This window comes from Nitrospirillum amazonense (assembly GCF_007828045.1).
Classification (GTDB): Bacteria; Pseudomonadota; Alphaproteobacteria; order Azospirillales; family Azospirillaceae; genus Nitrospirillum; species Nitrospirillum amazonense_C.
In genome coordinates, this window is record NZ_VITN01000008.1 from 76,296 (window position 1) to 94,817 (window position 18,522).

At 71.7% G+C, this 18,522-nt stretch carries 10 protein-coding genes; 8 read left to right on the forward strand and 2 right to left on the reverse strand.

What is annotated here, in order from left to right; all coding sequences use genetic code 11:
* Positions 1-134: 134 nt before the first annotated feature.
* Both FBZ89_RS14425 and FBZ89_RS14430 read left to right on the forward strand, forming a co-directional pair.
* Positions 135-722 carry a nucleotidyltransferase family protein gene (locus tag FBZ89_RS14425; protein WP_145750678.1) on the forward strand — a complete coding sequence of 196 codons (588 nt, stop codon included), beginning with the start codon at positions 135-137 and terminating at the stop codon, positions 720-722.
* Between the two features lie 123 nt (positions 723-845).
* Entirely contained in the window at positions 846-2,054 is a 1,209-nt protein-coding gene (locus FBZ89_RS14430; protein ID WP_145750679.1) for an MFS transporter, read from the forward strand.
* Between the two features lie 3 nt (positions 2,055-2,057).
* Here the strand turns inward: FBZ89_RS14430 and FBZ89_RS14435 are convergent, their stop codons facing one another.
* Entirely contained in the window at positions 2,058-2,963 is a 906-nt protein-coding gene (locus FBZ89_RS14435; RefSeq protein WP_145750680.1) for a hypothetical protein, read from the reverse strand.
* Positions 2,964-3,090: 127 nt separating this feature from the next.
* On the opposite strand from FBZ89_RS14435, the gene FBZ89_RS14440 reads away from it, so the two are divergent.
* Positions 3,091-5,586, forward strand: coding sequence for a tetratricopeptide repeat protein (locus FBZ89_RS14440; protein WP_145750681.1), 2,496 nt, complete (start codon positions 3,091-3,093; stop codon positions 5,584-5,586).
* Positions 5,587-5,784: 198 nt separating this feature from the next.
* Positions 5,785-9,399 carry a ligand-binding sensor domain-containing diguanylate cyclase gene (locus tag FBZ89_RS14445; protein WP_186457367.1) on the forward strand — a complete coding sequence of 1,205 codons (3,615 nt, stop codon included), beginning with the start codon at positions 5,785-5,787 and terminating at the stop codon, positions 9,397-9,399.
* Positions 9,400-9,466: 67 nt separating this feature from the next.
* On the opposite strand, the gene FBZ89_RS14450 is transcribed toward FBZ89_RS14445, so the two are convergent.
* Positions 9,467-11,353, reverse strand: a complete 1,887-nt coding sequence (locus tag FBZ89_RS14450) for a glycosyltransferase (protein WP_186457368.1) — start codon at positions 11,351-11,353, stop codon at positions 9,467-9,469.
* Positions 11,354-11,695: 342 nt separating this feature from the next.
* Between FBZ89_RS14450 and FBZ89_RS14455 the strand changes: the two genes are divergently transcribed.
* The 4 genes from FBZ89_RS14455 to cas9 all read left to right on the forward strand — a co-directional run bounded on the left by FBZ89_RS14455 (position 11,696) and on the right by cas9 (position 18,521).
* Complete coding sequence (locus FBZ89_RS14455) at positions 11,696-12,652, forward strand: glycosyltransferase family protein (protein WP_145750684.1); 957 nt, start codon at positions 11,696-11,698, stop codon at positions 12,650-12,652.
* 68 nt (positions 12,653-12,720) lie between these two features.
* On the forward strand, positions 12,721-14,199 hold the full coding sequence (locus FBZ89_RS14460; RefSeq protein ID WP_145750685.1) for a class I SAM-dependent methyltransferase: 1,479 nt from the start codon (positions 12,721-12,723) through the stop codon (positions 14,197-14,199).
* A gap of 186 nt (positions 14,200-14,385) precedes the next feature.
* Positions 14,386-14,634: a hypothetical protein gene (locus FBZ89_RS14465; protein ID WP_145750686.1), complete on the forward strand. Its 249-nt coding sequence runs from the start codon at positions 14,386-14,388 to the stop codon at positions 14,632-14,634.
* 599 nt (positions 14,635-15,233) lie between these two features.
* Positions 15,234-18,521, forward strand: coding sequence for a type II CRISPR RNA-guided endonuclease Cas9 (cas9, locus tag FBZ89_RS14470; RefSeq protein ID WP_145750687.1), 3,288 nt, complete (start codon positions 15,234-15,236; stop codon positions 18,519-18,521).
* Position 18,522: the final 1 nt, after the last annotated feature.

Below are 18,522 nucleotides of genomic sequence, written 5' to 3' on the forward strand. Positions count from 1 at the left end.
TAAATGCGAAATTTTGGGGGTGTGACCTTTTGCGGTCTCACCCCTTATGAGGAAAGACCTATATCTTTCAGGGGCCTCGCCGGCTAACCGGCGGGGCCCATTCTTTTTTCCCGCGCAGGATGGGGAAGGGTCGCATGCACCAGCTCACTTATGGCGATCGCCTGCAGGCCGTGATCCGGGACGATGCCCGGCGCATGCGGCTGCTGGCCCATGTCCGCGCCCTGGACCTGCCGGATTGTTGGATTGGCGCCGGCTTCGTGCGCAACGCCGTGTGGGACCACCTGCACCGTCCGCAGGCCATCCCCGAACCGGCGGGCGGGGCGCCCGACAGCGACGTGGATGTGGTGTGGTTCGACGCCGCGCGCCCGTCCATCGCGGTGGATCGCGACCTGACCGACCGCCTACTGGCCCTGGCGCCCGATGTCCCCTGGTCGGTGAAAAACCAGGCCCGCATGCACTGCCGCAATGGCGACGCGCCCTATGCCGGCTGCGCCGATGCGTTGTGCCACTGGCCGGAAACGGCCACGGCCGTGGCGATACGCCTGACGCCGGAGGACGCGCTGGAGATTCTCGCGCCCTTTGGCCTGGACGACCTGTTCGGCCGCCTCATCCGCCCTACGCCCACCTTCCGGGGCGCCAAGTACGAAATTCTGCGCCAGCGGGTGCGCGAGAAGCGCTGGCTGGAACGCTGGCCATTGCTGCGGGTGGTGGACGCGGACTGAATTAAGCCGCCGTCAAGCCCCCGTCCGGGGTGGGTCTGGTTTTCGCAACTAACCGTTTCCTATTTAACCGATCCCCGGTACTGAAAACGGCCGCCCTTGTCCCCAGCACAGGTCCGCCGTCCCATGACCGTGTCCCCCCAAAGCACGTTTCGCCAAACCGCGTCGGGCGGCCTGTCCGCCGGGCTGACCGTGCTGTTCGCCATCACCTGTGGCGCTGTGGTCGCCAACATCTATTACGTCCAGCCGCTGCTGGCCGATATCGCCGCCAGCTTCCAGGTGGGCATTGGGTCGGCGGGCATGCTGGTGACGGTGACCCAGGTGGGCTATGCCCTGGGCCTGCTGCTGGTGGTGCCGCTGGGCGACACCCACAATCGCAAGCGCCTGATCCTGACGCTGCTGGCCCTATGTATCGTCCTGTTGCTCGCGGCCGCGGCCAGCCCCGGCTTCCTCACCTTCGCCGCCGCGTCGCTGGGCGTGGGCGTGCTGTCCTGCGCCGCCCAGGTGGCGGTGCCCTTCGCCGCGTCCCTGGCGCCGGACCACAGCCGGGGCCGCACCGTGGGCACGGTCATGAGCGGCCTCATCCTGGGTATCCTGCTGGCCCGCACCATCGCCGGCGCCATCGCCCATTACGCAGGCTGGCGCGCCGTCTATATCGCCGCCGCCGTGGTGATGACGGTGCTGGGCGCCCTGCTGGCGCGTGCGCTGCCGGCCGACCCCGCCCGTCCCAGCATCCCCTACGGCCGGTTGATGGCCTCCGTCCTGCACCTGGCCCGCACGGACGCGGTGCTGCGCTGGCGCTCGCTGATGGGGGCCCTGGGCTTCGCCGGCTTCAGTGTGCTGTGGACGGGCCTGACCTTTGTGCTCAGCGACGCGCCCTATCATTTCGACCAGGCCACCATCGGCCTGTTCGGTCTGGCGGGCCTGGCCGGCGCGCTGGCCGCCAGCCGGGCGGGCCGCCTGGCCGACAGGGGCCATGCCCACGCGGCCACCGGCCTGTTCGCCGCCGCCTGCCTGGCGGCCTGGGGGTTGATGGCCTTGACCCACTGGTCATTGATCGCGCTGACCGCCGGCATCCTGCTGCTGGACATCGGCGTGCAGGGCCTGCAGATCACCAACCAGAGCGTCATCTACGCGGGCAATCATGGCGCCCGGGGCCGGGTCACCACGGTCTACCTCACGACCTATTTCGTGGGCGGCGCCTGCGGCTCGGCCGTGGCCAGCCTGGCGTGGGGCCTGGGCGGCTGGCTGGCCGTGTCGGCCACCGGCGGCGCCGTCGCCCTGGCGTTGCTGGGCTGCTGGCTGCTGGCCCATGCCCGCCGCGAGGAAGTGTGAGGCTCAAGGCCCGCTGACCACCAGCCGGTCGGCGCCGATGTACCGGCGCAGCACATCGGCCAAGGCCGTGGCCTGGACGGCGCGGAAAGGGTCATGCCCGGTCAACACCAGGGCCACGTTGGCAGGCGTGATGTCCAGCACGGCGGCGATGGCCACCTGCAGCTTCAGCCGCCGCACCTCCGCCGCCAGGTTGTGCGACTGGCCAGGGTCGATATGCACCCCCTTCTCACCCGTGCGGAAAGCCAGCCGCACGGCGCCGGTGTCCGGCCGGGACGCCGCGGGCGCACGGGCGAGCAAGGGGACGGTATCCGCCCGCCCGCCCTCGCCGGACGGCATTTGCGCCGTGGAGAAGTCGGGCAGGGCGGGGCAGCCGTCGGCCACCGCCCGCGCCTGGGCGCGCATATGCTCCAGCCGCGCTTGGCCGTCCTGGTCCAGCTTCGCCTCCAGGCCTTCCATCCCCGCCAGCCAGCGCTCCATGACATGGCGCGTGCCCAGGGCGCGCGGCGCGGTCGAGGCCGCCAGCTGGTCCATCAGCGTGGCGCTGGTCTCCAGCTCCAGCCGGGCCAAGTGGCGTTCCAGCAGGGCCAGCTGTTCCATCGCCTCGGTGCGGCGCGGCTCCTCCAGTGCGTCCACCTGGGTGCCGATGACGGCGACGAAGGACAGGACCTCGCTGAACAGGGGCGACAGGCGGCGCAGCGTGGCATACGCCTCGTCCACGTGCGGTTCCGCCGCCAGGGTGCGGGCGCAATCGGCGCCCAGGGCGCGCACGGCCTCGTTCAACTGGGCGATCTTCTGGCGGGTGGCGCGATAGCGGCGGGATTGGTCAGCGTCACGCGGCCGCCGCCCCTCCTGGGGACGGCGCCGGACATCGGGGATCGGGGCCGGCGGTGACGCCGTTTCCCTGGACATGCTTGTGCGGCCTGGCCTCTTTGGTCGAGACTGCGTCAACAATCGTTAGTTTACCATAAGTCGACCCCCGCGCCAGCGGTGTGGGGGAAGGGGCTCTCTGGGGCATTTTGGGGAAAGGGGTGTCGCCGTGGCGACCATCGCTGAGGCGCTGCAGGCCGCCTTGGATCATCATCAGGCGGGCCGTCTGGCCGAGGCGCGCATCCTTTATGGCCGGATCCTGGCCGTTGCGCCCGATACCCCCGACGCCCTTTACCTGTTGGGCGTGCTGGATGCGCAGGCCGGCCACTTCGACGCGGCGGCGGCCGGGCTGGAGCGGGCGCTGGTGTTGCGGCCGGAGGCCGTGGCTTATCGCCTGACCCTGGCCAAGGCGCTGATGGCGTCCGGCCGGACGGCGGCCGCCATCCCGCAGTTCCGCGCCGTCCTGGCCCGGCAGCCGGACCAGGCGGAGGCCCTGACCGCCCTGGCGCGGCTGTTGGCCGGCCGGGGCGAGGCAGCTGGCCCAGGGGGCCCAGGTGGAGGGGACCCAGGGGACAAGGATGAGGCGGCCGGCCTGTTCGAACGCGCCGCCCGGCTGGTGCCAGAGGACGCGGCCTTGGCCCTGGACCAGGGGCGCTGCCTCCACGCCCTGGGGCGCCTGGACGCGGCGGCGGCCGCCTTGGCCCGCGCCCTGTCCCTGGCGACGGGGACGATCGCGGCCGGGGCCCACATCACGCTGGGCCGCGTGCGGGAGGCGCAGGGGCAGGAGGACGCGGCGCTGGCGGCCTACCAGGCCGGGCTGTCCGTTCCCGGGCTGTCTGTGAGCGATCCGTCGATGGCGGCGCAAGGCCTGCAGGCGCAGGGCGCGCTGCTGCACAAGCGGGACCGGGCGCAGGACGCCGCCGCGGCCTACGAGGCGGCGCTGGTGCTGGCGCCGGATCTGCTGCCCGCCCGCTTCGGCCTGGGTCAGGTGCTGGCCGGTCTGGGCCGGCTGGAGGCCGCCGCCGATTGTTTCCAGGCGGTATTGGATCGGGGGCCCGCTAACCTCATGGCCCATGAGGCGCTATGGCAGCTGCGGGAGCGGCAGGAACGGCCGGACCAGGCGCTGGCGGTCCTCGATGGCGCCCTGGCACTGGCGCCAGACCGCCCCGACCTGCTGTTCGCCCGCGCCCGCCTGCTGCGCCAGGCCCAGCGGGATGGCGAGGCGGTGTCCGCTTACGCGGCCCTCCTGGCCATGGGCGATCTGGCGCCGGACCTGCGCGCGGCGGCGGCCAGCAACCACGCCACCTTGCTGGTCGCCCGCGGCGAGATCGCGGCGGCGGCGGCCCTGCTGCCCGACATCCAGGCCCTGGTTCCGGGCACCGGGGCGGCGGGGATGGAGGACTGCCACCGCCTGGCCCGCCTGCTGGCCGACGTCGCGCCCGTGACGGATCAGGCATGGGACGCCCTGGGCCATTTGGTCGCCTGGGTCGCGACGGAATGGCGGGCGCGGGACTATTTCTGGAAAAGCGCCTACTACCTGGCGCTGGAGACCGGCAACCATCTGTTGGGCAAACCCGATGGCGCGGCGCGCCTGCCACGGCTGGTGGCGGCCGTGACGGCGGCGGCCATGGGACGTGACCCTCTGCTGGATCCCTGGTTCATCTTCCTGGATGGATGCGTCGCCCTGCGCCTGGGGCACGAGCGCCGGGCGCGGGACTGTTTCGCCGGCTTGGAGCGGGCCCTGCCCTTCGCGGCACAGGTTCCCCTGGGCGATGATTTCCAACGCTGGACCGCCGCGGCCGCCCCTCTGCGCGCCGGCTTCGACGCCACGCTGCATTGGGGGCGGACGGCGCCGGGCGACGCCGACGAGCCCGTGGTGCTGGTGGCGGCCGACAGCGGCTATGTGCGCCGCTTCCTGCCCTTCCTGGCGGCCTCCATCGCCGCCGTCGCCGCCGTCGCCCGCCTGCATGTCCATATCTGCGGCCCGGCGACGGACGACCTCGACTTCCTGGCGGCGTCGGCGCCCGGCCTGCGCCTGGGATGGTCGACGGAGGCGCTGGACGCGGATCTCCACCATGAAACACGCCTTACCTATCTAACCGCCGCGCGCTTCCTGCGGCTGCCTCAAATCCAGGACCGTTATGGCGCGCCGCTGGTGGTCGCCGACATCGATGCCGCTTTCCTGTCCGACCCCGCCCGCTTCGTCGCGGCCCTGCCCGCCGGCCGCCCGGTCGCGGCCACCTGGGGCCCCGCAAACCTGGCGGCCCCCTACGACGCGGTCGGCGGTGGCCTGGTGGTGGTCGGGCCGGGGGACGTGGCCCGGGCCTTCGCCCAGGGCGTGGCCGACCTGCTGCTGTATCATTGGGACCGCAGCCGCAAAGGGGGTCCGGTGCTGGGCTATTTCCTGGATCAGGTGGCCCTGGTGGCCGGCGTCCGTTTCGTGCTGACGCCCGATCGCCTGCTTCCCGTCCACCGGGCCGGGCGCGTCTATCGGCTGGATGGCGGCGCCGGCGCGGGGCCGGCGATGTTCGTGCCCATCGTGCCGGAAAAGGCCCTGCCCGATATCGACGCGCGTCTGGACCAGGCGGTGGCGGCGTTGCGGGCGGGTGCGGGACGGCAGGTGCTGGAAGCGTTTTTCCAGATTCCGCCGCTGGCGGACGCCTAACCTTTTGCACCGGTCCCGGTACGCGCCGGTTCTGGTACGCGCCGGTCCTGGCCTTCGCGCCGCGCTCCAGGCAGAAAATCGACGGGAACACGGGGGCGGACGCCTGGTTGTCGAGGATTTGGTAATCATTTGGCGTTAACCATGGCCGGTGGGTCGCCCGCCGGGGCGATTTCTTGGGAAGGGATTGCGGACCCGGTCATGATTGGGCGACGCTTTTTGCGGGCGGGGGGCGCCCTGGCAGGGCGGTTGGGGGCTGGGCTGGGCCTGGCGCTGCTGCTTGCCTGCGCCGCCGCGCCATCCTTTGCCGCCCAACCCTCCGGTCCCGCTGGCGCTCCTGATCCCTGGGCCCGCCTCTCCGGCCCCGAGTTCGACCATTTTCCCGCCGCCCTGCGCCTGCCCAGCGATGTGGTGACCAGCCTGGCGCAGACCCGCCACGGCGTGGTCTGGTTCGGCACCTTCGGTGGCCTGGTGCGGTTCGACGGCTATCGCACCCAGATATACCGGGGTTCGCCCGACGCCAGTGCTGGCGGCGGCTCGCCGGCTGGCAAGCCGGGGGCCGGCGCGCCGCCGCCCACTTATGTCCTGCCCGATGCCTATGTGCGCAGCCTGCTGTACATCGACGACGGCGGCCTGCTGATCGGCACGAACGCCGGCGGCCTGGTGCGCTTCGACATCGACGCGAACGGTTTCCGGCCCGTACCCATCGCCCACCGTGCCACCGCCGCCCGCATCATGGCCCTGGGGCAGGCCCGCGACGGCGGCGCCTGGGTGCTGTCGGACCAGGGGCTGGACCATTACGACCCGCGTACCGCCACGGCATCGCCCGTGGCCGATGCGGATGCCGGCGGTGTCAGCCCCCGTCTGTTCGCCGTGCTGGAGGACAGCCGGGGCGCCCTGTGGCTGGGCGGCCATCCCGGGCTGTTCCGGCGCGGCGCGGGTGAGACGGCGTTCACCCGCGTGGCCGCCCCGGTGGACGACCCTATCCTGGCGCGTGCGCTGGCCGACGACGTCTGGGCCTTGTATGAGGACGGCCAGGGCCGCGTCTGGGTGGGCACGGGCGAGAATGGGGCCTTCGCCCTGGACACCGCCACAGGCCGCCCGTTCACGATCAGGGGCCTTAGCGGCGCGGATAGCCTGGCGGCGCGCCACACCGTGCGCGCCATCACCGAACCGGAAGGGCCCGGCGGCCCCCTGTGGCTGGCCACCGACGGCGTCGGCATCCTGACGCTGGATGCCGACGAGCGGGTGGGCGTTCGGGTAGGCGTTCTGGCGCATTCCGAAATGGTATCGACCTCGCTGGCTGGCGACGTCGTGCGCGCCTTCCTGCGTGACCGCAGCGGCAATGTCTGGGTGGGCACCCAGCGGGGCGCCGACCGCGTGGAGGCGGGGCAGCGCCTGGTTTCCACCGTGCAGGCCGCCCCGCCGGGCGGCGTCGGCCTGGCGGACGCCGACGTGCATGCCCTGACCACGGATGCGCGGGGGCGGGTGTGGCTGGGCCTTGGGCGCGGTCTGGTCGATGTGGTCGACCCCGCCGATGGCATCCTGCACCACGTCGTTCTGCCGGGGGTGGACCAGGGGCGGGACATCTACAGCCTGGCGGTCCTGCCCGACGGGGCGGTGCTGGCCGGTGGGCGCGGCGTCACCCGCATCGATCCCGCCACCTTGGCCGGCACCTCGTCCTGGATACCGGCGCTGGATGGCGTCGTCGTCCTGTCCCTGGCGACGGCGGCCACGCCCGCCGGAACCGCCGTGTTGCTGGGCGGCTATGACGGGCTCTATATCCGCCAACCCGACGGCACCCTGACCCACCTGGTCCATGATCCGGCCGATGCGGAAAGCCTGCCCGCCGACCAGGTGAACAAGATCCTGGTGGTACCGCCCGGCGCCGATGCTCCCCAGGGCACAGCCTCCGGGGGCATGGCCTCCGGGGGTACGGCCTCCGGGGGCACGGTATGGCTGGCCACCTCCGGCGGCCTGGCGGTGGCTGATCTGGCGGGCCTGCCGCGCCCGCGCTTCCACACGCTGCGGCGCGCGTCGCAGGGGCGCGCGATAGGCGGCCTGCCGCACAACGTGGTCAACGATGTCGTCTTGGACGGGGCCGGCAATCTGTGGGCCGGCACCTATGGCGGGGGCATGGCCGTGCTGACGCCGGCGCAGATGCGGGACGCGTTGGCCGGGCGCCCGGGAATCGCCCCGCTGGTGGTGGATGAGACGCAGGGCCTGGCCAACAACGCCGTATCCGCGCTGGCGGTGGACGGCGACGGCGGCGTCTGGGCCGCCGCCGCGGCCAGCCTGGTGAAGTTCAACGGCCCCGGCTTCCCGCCCCGCGTTCTGGGCGCCCGCGACGGTGTCATCGTCCGCGCCTTCAACATCAAGGCGGCGACCCGTGGCGCGGGGGGCCAGGTGCTGTTCGGCGGCATGGGCGGTCTGACGGTCTTGCGGCCCGGAATGCTCCGTCCATCCGTGCCCGTTGGCGTGCTGGCGGTCACCGCTCTGGATGTGAACCACAAGGCGCAGCCCCCGGGCCGCCTGCCCGCGCCGGGCGGCACCCTGACCCTGGGCGCCGGTGTGAAGACCATCCGGCTGGCCCTGTCGCTGCTGGACTTCCGCGCCCCGCACGACACCCGCTACGCCTATTGCCTGAAGGGGTTCGACGAGGATTGGGTGGAGGTGAATAGCGCCCAGCCCCAGGCCGTCTACACCAACCTGCCGCAGGGTGATTACACCTTCCGGGTGCGCGCCTGGACCGACCTGCCAGGCCTGGCCCTGTCCAACCGGCAGGAGGCGACGGCCGGGTTCGATCCTGACGCCGAACCTGTGGCGCAGCCCGGCCAGAACACGGCGGACGCGCTGTCCATCCCGCCCATGGCCGAACTGGCCTTTCATATCAGGGTCTTGCCCCACTGGTACGAACAGGCCTGGTTCCGGCTGCTGATGGTTTTCGGCCTGGTGGCGCTGATGGCCTGCGTGCTGGCCATCCGGACGGAGGCGCAGTTGCGCCGCGAACGGGCGCTGGGCCGCATCGTCGCCGCCCGCACCCGCGACCTGCGCGCCGCCAACACCAAGCTGGAACAGCTGGCCAGCACCGATCCGCTGACCGGCGTCCTGAACCGGCGCCGCTTCTTCGAACTGGCGCGGCTGGAATGCGATCGCTCCCGCCGCTACGGCCGCGCCTTCTCCGTCATCCTGTTCGACCTCGACCACTTCAAGCGCATCAACGACACCTTCGGCCACCTCATGGGGGACGAGGTGCTGCGGGCGGCGGTGGCGGTGGCGGCCAAGGCCTGCCGCACCGTGGACCTGCTGGCCCGCTTCGGCGGCGAGGAGATCATGCTGCTGCTGCCCGAGACGGACATCGCCGGCGCCCAGGTGGTGGCGGAACGCATCCGCACCAACCTGGCGGAGATGGAGGTTGCCTACGACGGGCAGGTGGCCCAGGTGACGGCCAGCCTGGGCGTGGCCCAGTGGCGCAGCCCCGATGAGACGCTGGAGGATCTGCTGGCGCGGGCGGACGGCGCCCTCTACCAGGCCAAGAAGGGTGGCCGCAACCGCACCGTGCTGGCCTATAACGAGGTGGAACGGGGGGCCCGCATGGGCTGGGCCATCGTCCCGTCCGGCGACCCTTCGGGGGATGAGGCCGCCGCGGCGCTGGTGGCCGACACCCCGCCGCTGGAGCCGCTGGCGAGGCTGGCCGGCCTGGGTGACGCCACGCTGGTCGACCCTTATGAACGCGAAACCTACGACCGGCCGGTCACCGGCGCGGACGAGGACGTGCCGCCCGACGGCACCCTGCCAAAAGCAGCCTCCAACTGATCCAGGCCGGCGATACCGGGCCATTCACGATTTTGGACGCGCCCGGCGCCTGACGGCCGCCGAATGGCTATCTCGTCACCGGCCCGTGCACCAGGCCGGGCAGGGCCAGCCAATCCTCCGGACCGTCCAGCGACAGGCCGGGGTTCCAGGACCGGTCGTGGCCGATGGCCGCACCCCAGCGTTCCAGGAAGGCCAGGCGCTCCTGCTCCACCCGTTCCCGCCGGTCGGACGCATAGGGCTCCAGCGCCGTCAGGACGGCGTGGGGCGTCCACAGCGTGGCGTAACCCGCCTGTTCCAGGCGCAGGCAGATGTCCACGTCGTTGAAGGCGATAGGGAAGGTGTCGGCGTCGAAGCCGCCCACCGCCTCAAAGCAACTGCGGCGGATGGCCATGCAGGCGCTGGCCACGGCGCTGACGCGGTGGGCGCATAGGCCGATGCCCAGGTCGCCCACGGTATCACCCGGCCGCCCGGCGAAGCGCGACCCGGCCAGGCGGGCGGCACCCGGACCGTTGCCCAGGCCCAGCACGATGCCGCCGTGCATGATGGTGCCGTTGGTCGACAGCACCTTGGGCCCCACGGCGCCGATGTCTGGACGCAGGGCCTGCGACACCAGCTCGCGCAGCCATTCGGGGTGCTGCGGTTCCATGTCGTCGTTCAGGAACACCAGCACCTCGCCGGCGGCGGTGACGGCGGCGCGATTCATCATGTCGGCGAAGTTGAAGGGGCCGCGATGCGGGATGACCCGGGCGCCGGGGCGGTCGCGCAGCGACTCCAGATAGGCCAGGGCCTCCGGGTCGCGGCTCTCATGGTCCATGACCAGCAGTTCGAAGGCGGGATAACGCGTCTCGCCCAGGATGGCCTCGACACAGGGGCGCAGCAGGTCCACCCGGTCCCGGGTGGGCATCAGCAGGCTGACCACGGGCTGGCGATCCGGCAGGGGCCAGATGACGCGGCGGGCGGTGTGGCCCCCGCCCTTGGGGTCCTTCTCCGTCACCGGTTCGGCCACGGCACCCGGATGGTAGGTGGCCAGGAAGGACTGCAGGGCCGGCAGCCCGCCCACGGGCAGGGGTCGGCGGTGGCGCATCAGCACGCGCGGCATGTGGCGCACGTGCTGCCGTCCCGCCAGGTGCGTCGCCTCCAGCAACAGACGGTAGCGGTCCAGCCGGCCCGGCTGCTGGCCCACCGCCATGGCCCGGCGCGCCAAGGCGGTGCGCATCAGCAGCAGCTGGCCGGGATAGACGCCGCTGGACCCGTACAGCAGGTCGGGGTCGAAGGCGGGCTTCAGCACCGGGCGCAGGGGATGGCCCAGGCGGTCGGTCCATTCCTCGTCGGTGTAGAGGATCTGCGTGTCAGGGTTCTGCGCCATGGCCAGCACGCACAGTGCCAGGGCGTGGCGGGGCAGCAGGTCGCCGGGCGACAGCAGGGCGACGGTATCGCCCTCCACCTGGCTCAGGACGGGCAGGCCGGCGCCCCGGCGCTTCACGCGCGGGTCGCGGAAATCGGCAGCGGTATCGGCCGGCAGCCACAGGTCCCAATTGTCGTGGATCTGGCGGGTCAGGCTGTCGACCGTGCGACGCACGGCGACGGCCCAGGCGGCGGGCTTCAGGCCGCTGTTCTCCGGCCCCAGCATGATCAGGCTGACGCGCGGCGGGGCGGGCAGGCGGGCCAGGGCCACGGATATCTCGCCGGCCTCGGTGCGGCGGGGTCCGTCGCGGCGCAGGGTCCAGGCGCGGTAGAACGACCGGGGTGCCAGCGACTGCCACAGGCGGCTGGCCACGTCGCCGAACTGACCATGGGCCACCATGCGGCTCAACGCCCGGACCAGGGCCATGCCCGTGGGTCCGCGCAGGGGCTTCGTGGGCGGGGGTGGGGCCGCGTCTATGGCCGTGCCGGGCACGTGCATGCTGCCGGGGGATGCGCCCAGGGGCGCCCCTTCAAGGTCATGCGCGGCCACCGCGTCTTGCGATCCCCTTGCCGGGGGGTGGTCCGGGTTCTTCTGATCCACGTGCCGGTTGCCCCGCCTCTTGGAAAACAGCTTCGGTCCCGTCGGCGCCCGCAGGCGCCCCGGTCCCCAGAAACAACAAAGCGCCAATCCCGCGCCCGGGTTCAACCCGGCACTGATCGACGCTCCCCCAACCGGCCGGTCCCCCATCCCATCGGGGCCGCCCATGTCGTTATCAGGCGATTCATGGGGGACAGCGCGCCCCCGGGTCAAGCGGCAATGCGGGGTGCCTCCCTCCGGTGGTGGGCAGCTTAGAAGGGGTGTCGCCAAGGCCGGGGGCGGCTGCTATCCAAGATGGCCATGGATGTCCCCACCCCTGCCTCCGCAGCCCCGTTTCCCGGCCGTATCGCGGCCCTGGTCGTCGCCTACCGGGCCGATGACGGCCTCGCCGCCTGCCTGGCCGCCGCCGCCGGCGCGGCCGACCGTGTCCACTTGTTCCAGCAGGAGCGGGGGCGGGACGCGGCCGATGACGCCCGGGTGGACAGGGCGGTGGCGGCGACGGGTGCGGTCCTGCTCACGGATCCGGCCAACATCGGCCTGGCGGCGGCGCAGAACCGCCTGATGGACCAGGCCCTGGCCCAGGGGGCCGACTGGCTGCTGTTCCTGGACCAGGACAGTGTGCCGCGCCCCGGCCTGCGGGCTGCCTATGCCGCCGCCTTGGCAGCCGCCCCGCCGGACACCGGCTTGCTGGCCGCGCGTAACGTGGAACCGGATGGCGGGCCCGACTCGCCCTGGGTGGTCAGTTCCGATGGCCGGCGCTGGGCAGTGGTGCGTCGACTCGACGGTCCGCTGCTGCCCGACCTTCTGTTGGCCCCCGCATCCGGCAGTTTGGTCAGCGCCGGGGCCGCGCGGGCCTGCGGCCCCCTGCGCGACGATTTCTTCATCGACTGGGTGGATGTGGAATACGCCCTGCGCCTGCGCCGTGCCGGCTTTCGCCTGGTGGCGGTGCGCGACGCCCTGGTGGACCACCGGCTGGGCGCCGTCACCCACGTCCAGGCGGGCGGCCGGGCGCTGGCGATCACCCATCACGCCGCCCGCCGCCGCTGGTTCCAGGCGCGCAACGCGCTGTGGACCTGGCGGCTGCACCGGCGCGCGGTGCCGGCGCTGACCGGCTGGACCCTGCGCATCCTGGCCGCCACCGCCGTGAAGATCGCGATGATGGAACGCGGGCGGCTGCCCAAGCTGGCGGCCTTCGCCGGCGGGCTGTGGCAGGGGGTGTGGCAGGGCCTGGCGCGGCGTCCGCACCCCTAAAGCCGGGCTTGCCGCCGCCAGGGCCGCGCCGTATCAGTCGTGTTTCAGGCGCTGAGAGTTTCCTTCGCATGACCACCGACTGGACCCGGGGCTACGCCTCCGACATCGACTATACCCGGGGCTGGTACCGGGAGCTGTCGCCCCTGTGGCTGGACACCGCGCTGGTGCTGGCGGGTGTGGCGCCGCCCCAACCGGGGGAGCGTGGCCCGGTATGGCTGGAACTGGGCTGCGGCCACGGCCTCTCGGCCCTGGCTCTGGCGGCGGCCCGGCCGGACATGACGGTCATCGCCGTCGATTTCAACCCCACCCACATTCATGGCGCCCAGCGCCTGGCCCAGGCCGCAGGCCTGGCCAACATCCGCCTGATCGAGGCCGACTTCGCCGAGCTGGCGGCCGATGGGCCCAACGACACCACCGGCCTGCTGCCGCCCCTGGACTACGTCGTCCTGCACGGCGTCTATACCTGGGTGGGGGATGAGAGCCGGGGGCATATCGCCCGGCTCATTGCCCGCCGGCTGAAACCAGGCGGGGCGGCCTATCTCAGCTACAACTGCCTGCCGGGATGGGCGGCGGCCATGCCGGTGCAGTTCCTGCTGAACGCTTACGGCCAGGCCCTGCCCGGCCCCAAGGCCGCCGCCGGCGACCAGGCGCGCGACCTGCTGCTGCACCTGCTGAACCAGGGTGCCGGCTATTTCAGCGGCAACGCGGCCGCCAGCGCCCGGGCTGACCGGCTGCGCGGCGCGACGGCGCCCTACCTGGTGCACGAATACATGCACAGCGGCTGGCAGCCGGCCTACCACGCCCAGGTGGCCGACGACCTGGCGGCCGCCAAGCTCAGCTACGCCGGCAGCGCCGCCTGGGTGGAAAACTTCCCCGACCTGATGATGACCCGGGCGCAGCAGGACATGGCGGCGGCGGCCCCCACCCGGGCCCTGGCCGAGACGGTGAAGGACTACGTCACCAACCAGCCGCTGCGCCGCGACATCTTCGTGCGCGGACCATTGGCCCTGGACGCCCGCCAGCGGGTGGCCCGCCTGGGCGCCCTGCGCCTGGTGGCCCTGGGCGAACCGGGCGCCGCTCTGCCGGACTTCACCCTGCCCTTGGGGCCGCCCGATCCTGAGGTCTCACGCCTGTTCCACCCGGTGCTGGCGGTGCTGGCCGGCGGGCCCGCCACCCTGGCGGACCTGGTGGAGCATCTGGCCCGCACGGTGGCGGATTGGGGCCCCGACAGCGCCGGCTGGCTGTTGCGGGCCCTGGCCATCCTGGTGGCGGGCGATGTGCTGGCCCCCTGTCTGGCCGACGCCCAGATCCAGGCGGCCTTGCCCGGCGTGCGGCGCCTGAACCAGGCCCTGCTGGCCGACAGCCTGATGGCCGGCGCCACCCTGGACCCCGAAACCCGCCTGCCGGAACGCCTGGCCTCCGCCGTCACCGGCGGTGGCGTCATGGCCTCGGTGGAGGAGATGGGCGCCCTGGCCGCCCATTGGGCGGGCGAAATGGTCATGCCCCCCGACGCCCTGTCCCGCCTGGCGCGCCTGGGCGTGCTGTGACGGCAACGACATGCCGCTTTGACGCCCCAGCGGCGCATGCCGCTTTGACGCCCCAGCGGCGCATGCCGCTTTGACGCCCACGCGGCGGGGGCTTAAGCTCCGCCGCCTTGCCCCGTTGCCCCAAGACGCGCCATCCATGACCCACCATCCTTTCCTCCAGCCCTTCACCACCATGCGGGGCCATTGATGCTGGCGAAGCTGGTGGTCCTGGTCGGACTGGTCGTCCTGGTGTGGAAGGCCTATCAGTGGGGCGCCCTGGCGCAGCGGCGCAAGATGGCTGGTGGGGCGCCCGCGCCCCGCGCGTCCGGTGGCGCCGCCGCCCCCCGGGCGCCGGAACCCGCCGCCGAGGACTTGCACGCCTGCGCCATCTGCGGCGCCTACGTCGCCCGGGGCTCCACCCCCTGCGGCAAGCCCGAGTGCCCGCAGCGGCGCTGAGTCCCCCTTTCCGGTACGCAAACCCCGAAACGAAAGGGGGCGGCCCCGAAGGGCCGCCCCGCATTCGGTGCGCATGGGACGAGCCCAGCACGTGTTAACGGATGGACCGCAAATCCCTATCGGCTAAGACTGAGAGCAGACATCCTGTCTCAAAACTTAATCCAGCCCTTGCCACGTGACAAGGCGTGTTCTGCGTGTTCAGCCGCAACTAGTTTCCCGCCACGCGAGCATCTCGTCTTGACGGTGAAACTGCCCCATAAGCTAGCATAAAAATTCTGGGAACTAGCAAACTTCTTTGCGTTGAAGAACCAAATCGGTTAGATCTGGTTCCTGCAAGAAGGGAGGGTTCCATGGTCTGGCTGACCAGCACCAGAAGAGCATTCGCCCCCTGACGCGGCGCCTAACATCCCAATTAAGACGTTAGGGGAAAGCCTACTTAGGCCGTTCGTTTTTCGCGGAAACGAACGGCCTTTTTTGTACCAGCGCCATCATGCGCGTGCAAGAAAAAGTCAATCCCAGGCTATTGCAAGATGATGTGTTAAAGGCACAAGATACAAGCACAAGATGTATATTCCGCTTGCTGCACGGTGCTTCGCCTGATGCCCAAACCCTACCGCCTCGCCCTTGACGTGGGCGCCACCTCCATCGGCTGGTGCGCGCTGGAACTCGGTTCGGAAAAGCTGGAGCCGGCGGGCATCCTGCGCATGGGGGTGCGGGTGTTCCCCGATGGGCGCGACCCGCAGTCGGGGACCAGCCTGGCCATGGACCGGCGCCTGGCGCGGGGCGCGCGGCGGCGGCGGGACCGGTTCCTGGAACGCCGGCGGCGCCTGCTGGCCGCGCTGGTGCGTCTGAAGTTGGTACCGGCGGACGGGGTGGGGCGGACGGCGCAGGCGGCCTTGGACCCCTATGCCTTGCGCGCGGCGGCGCTGGAGCGGGCCTTGGCGCCCCTGGAACTGGGCCGCGTGCTGTTCCACCTGAACCAGCGGCGGGGGTTCCGCTCCTCCCGCAAGGGTGGGGAGGCGCCGGACGAGGCCGGCAAGATCGCCGAGGGCGTGTCACGGCTGGAGGACCAGATCACGGCGGCCGGTGTCGCCACCCTGGGCGCCTGGCTGGCGGTCCGGCGACGGCGGCGCACGCCCGATTTGCGCCCCGGTGAGGACAAGGCGCTGTACACCGTCCGTGCCAGGCTGGAGGGGGCGGGCGCCAAGGCGCAGTACCGTTTCTACCCCTCCCGCACCCTGGCCGAGCGGGAATTCGACCACATCCGTCAGGCCCAGGCGCTCCATCACCCGGCCATCACGCCGCAGGATTGGGACCATCTGCGCGGTGTCATCTTCCACCAGCGGCCGCTGAAGCCGGTGGACCCCGGCCGCTGCACCTTCTTCCCCGAGGATATGCGCCTGGCCTGGGCCCATCCCGTGGCCCAGCGCTTCCGCATGGTGCAGGAGGTGGCGAACCTGCGGGTGCTGGCCCGGGGCCGCCCCCCGCGCAAGTTGGCGCCGGAACAGCGCACCGCCCTGCTGGACCGGCTGGCGGTGAAGAAGGATCTGACCTTCACCGCCATCGCCAGCCTGCTGGGCCTGGCGGAGGGGGAGGTGCTGAACCTGTCGGACGAGCGGCGCGACCGGCTGGCGGGCGACGGCACCTCCGCCGCGCTGTCGGCCAAGAAGGCTTTCGGCAAGCTGTGGTTCGGCCTGGCGCCGGAGGACCAGGACGAGGTGGTGCGCCGCCTGCTGGAGACGGAGCGGGAGGACGACCTGCTGCCCTGGCTGCGGGATCGGTTCGGCCTGACGGAGGACCAAGCCAAGGCCGTGTCGGCCGCCCCCCTGCCGGAGGGGCATTGCCGCCTGGGCCGCCGCGCCATCACCGCCCTGCTGCCGCGCATGGAGGAGCAGGGGGAGGATTACGCCAAGGCGGCGGCGGCCATCGGCCTGCACCATTCCGACCTGCGCGGCACGGGGCAGGGTCTGGCCACCCTGCCGCCCTATGCCGAGGTGCCGGCGCTGGAGCGCTTCCTGTCCTTCGGCACGGGGGAGGAGAAGGACCAGGACCCCTTCGTCCGCATCGGCCGCATCGCCAACCCCACGGTGCATATCGGCCTGAACCAGATCCGCACCCTGGTGAACGACCTGATCCGCGAGTATGGCAAGCCGCATGACATCGTGGTGGAACTGGCCCGCGACCTGAACGACAGCGCGGAGGACCGGCGCAAGCGGCTGCGGGAGCAGGCGGAGAACCAGCGGGCGAACGACCGCCGCCGCCGCCAACTGGCCGACCTGGGGCGGCCAGTGACCGGGGACAACCTGATCCGCCTGCGCCTTTATGACGAACTGCCCTTCGACGGGGTGCAGCGGCGCTGCGTCTATACGGGGGAACCCATCGGCCTGACGCGGCTGTTCGACGGCGATATCGACATCGACCATATCCTACCCTACAGCCGCACCTTGGACGACAGCGTGGCCAACCGCATCCTGTGCGTGCGCCACGCCAACCGGGACAAGCGCAACCAATCCCCGTGGGAGGCCTACGGCGACGGTCGCCGCGCGGGCTATGACTGGGCCGACATCCTGGACCGGGTGTGGCGGCTGCCGCGCAACAAGCAATGGCGCTTCCAGCCTGACGCCATGGACCGCTTCGACGATCAGGACCGGTTCCTGGAGCGGCACATGAACGACACCCGCTATCTCTCCCGCCTGGCGCGGCAGTACCTGGGCTGTCTTTACGACCTGCGGGTGGAGGGGGAGCGGGTCCGGGCCATGCCGGGCACCCTGGTGGGGCTGCTGCGCCGCAAATGGGGGCTGAACGCGCTGCTGGCTCTGGACGGGGAAAAGAACCGCAACGACCAGCGCCACCACGCCGTGGACGCCGCCGTCATCGCCATCCTGGACCAGGGCACCATCCAGGCGGTGCAGCGCGCGGCCAAGGTGGCGGAGGACAAGGACCTGGACCGCCTGCTGGAGGATTTCGATCCCCGCCACAATTGGTTCCGCGATCACGTGCGCGACCATCTGGCGCGCATCGTCGTCTCGGTGAAGCCGGATCACGGCGTCACCGGCCGCCTGCATGAGGACACCAACTACGGTATCCTGCCCGCCGCCAGGCCGGAGGATGATCCGGAGGGGAAGAGGGCGCCCTATGTCCGGGCCGGCCACACCCTGGTCTATCGCAAGGGCTTCGACACCCTGACCCCGGCGGAGGTGGCGCGCATCCGCGACCCGTTGCTGCGGGGAGCCCTGCAAACCCACATCGCCAGCGAGGCCATCCAGGGCCGCGACCATCGCCAGGCCCTGCAAACCTTCGTCGAACGGACGGACCACGCTTGGCAGGGCCTGCGCCATGTGCGCCTCACCAAGCCCGAGGCGTCGTTCGAGGTCATCCGCCACCGCCGCACCGGCGCGCCTTACCGCGCCATCGTCCCCGGCGACAACCTGTGCGTGGACGTGGTGCGCCTGCCGGATGGCAGGTGGATGGGCCAGGCCGTCACCCTGTTCGCCGCCGCGCGCCAGGCCGGTTCCGGTGGCCGCCTGCATCCGCCGGGGCCGGACGTGGTCATGCGCGTGTACAAGGGCGACATGATCCGGCTGGTGCAGGACGGACGGCTTCAGGTCATGCGCGTCTGGCGGCTGGAGGTGGCGAACCAGCGCCTGCGCCTGGCCCCTCATCAGGAGGGGGGCGAGATGGACAAGCGCCACAACGACCCGGACGATCCCTTCCGCTGGACCTTCGCCAGCTTCGACACCCTGCGGCGCAAGGCCGCCCGCAAGGTGGTGGTGACGCCCTCGGGACGCCTGCGCGACCCCGGCCCGCCACCGGACGCGGTTTCCGGGGCCGATCCCGCCCCCTCGGCGCCGGCCCTCTTGGCGCCCGCCTCCTCAGCGGTGGAGTAGG

What these genes read in the sequence shown, in the direction of transcription:
- FBZ89_RS14425 (WP_145750678.1), top strand. Translation starts at nt 135, where the DNA reads ATGCACCAGCTCACTTATGGCGATCGCCTGCAGGCCGTGATCCGGGAC.
- FBZ89_RS14430 (WP_145750679.1), top strand. Translation starts at nt 846, where the DNA reads ATGACCGTGTCCCCCCAAAGCACGTTTCGCCAAACCGCGTCGGGCGGC.
- FBZ89_RS14435 (WP_145750680.1), bottom strand. Translation starts at nt 2,963, where the DNA reads ATGTCCAGGGAAACGGCGTCACCGCCGGCCCCGATCCCCGATGTCCGG.
- FBZ89_RS14445 (WP_186457367.1), top strand. Translation starts at nt 5,785, where the DNA reads ATGATTGGGCGACGCTTTTTGCGGGCGGGGGGCGCCCTGGCAGGGCGG.
- FBZ89_RS14455 (WP_145750684.1), top strand. Translation starts at nt 11,696, where the DNA reads ATGGCCATGGATGTCCCCACCCCTGCCTCCGCAGCCCCGTTTCCCGGC.
- FBZ89_RS14460 (WP_145750685.1), top strand. Translation starts at nt 12,721, where the DNA reads ATGACCACCGACTGGACCCGGGGCTACGCCTCCGACATCGACTATACC.
- FBZ89_RS14465 (WP_145750686.1), top strand. Translation starts at nt 14,386, where the DNA reads ATGCTGGCGAAGCTGGTGGTCCTGGTCGGACTGGTCGTCCTGGTGTGG.
- cas9 (WP_145750687.1), top strand. Translation starts at nt 15,234, where the DNA reads ATGCCCAAACCCTACCGCCTCGCCCTTGACGTGGGCGCCACCTCCATC.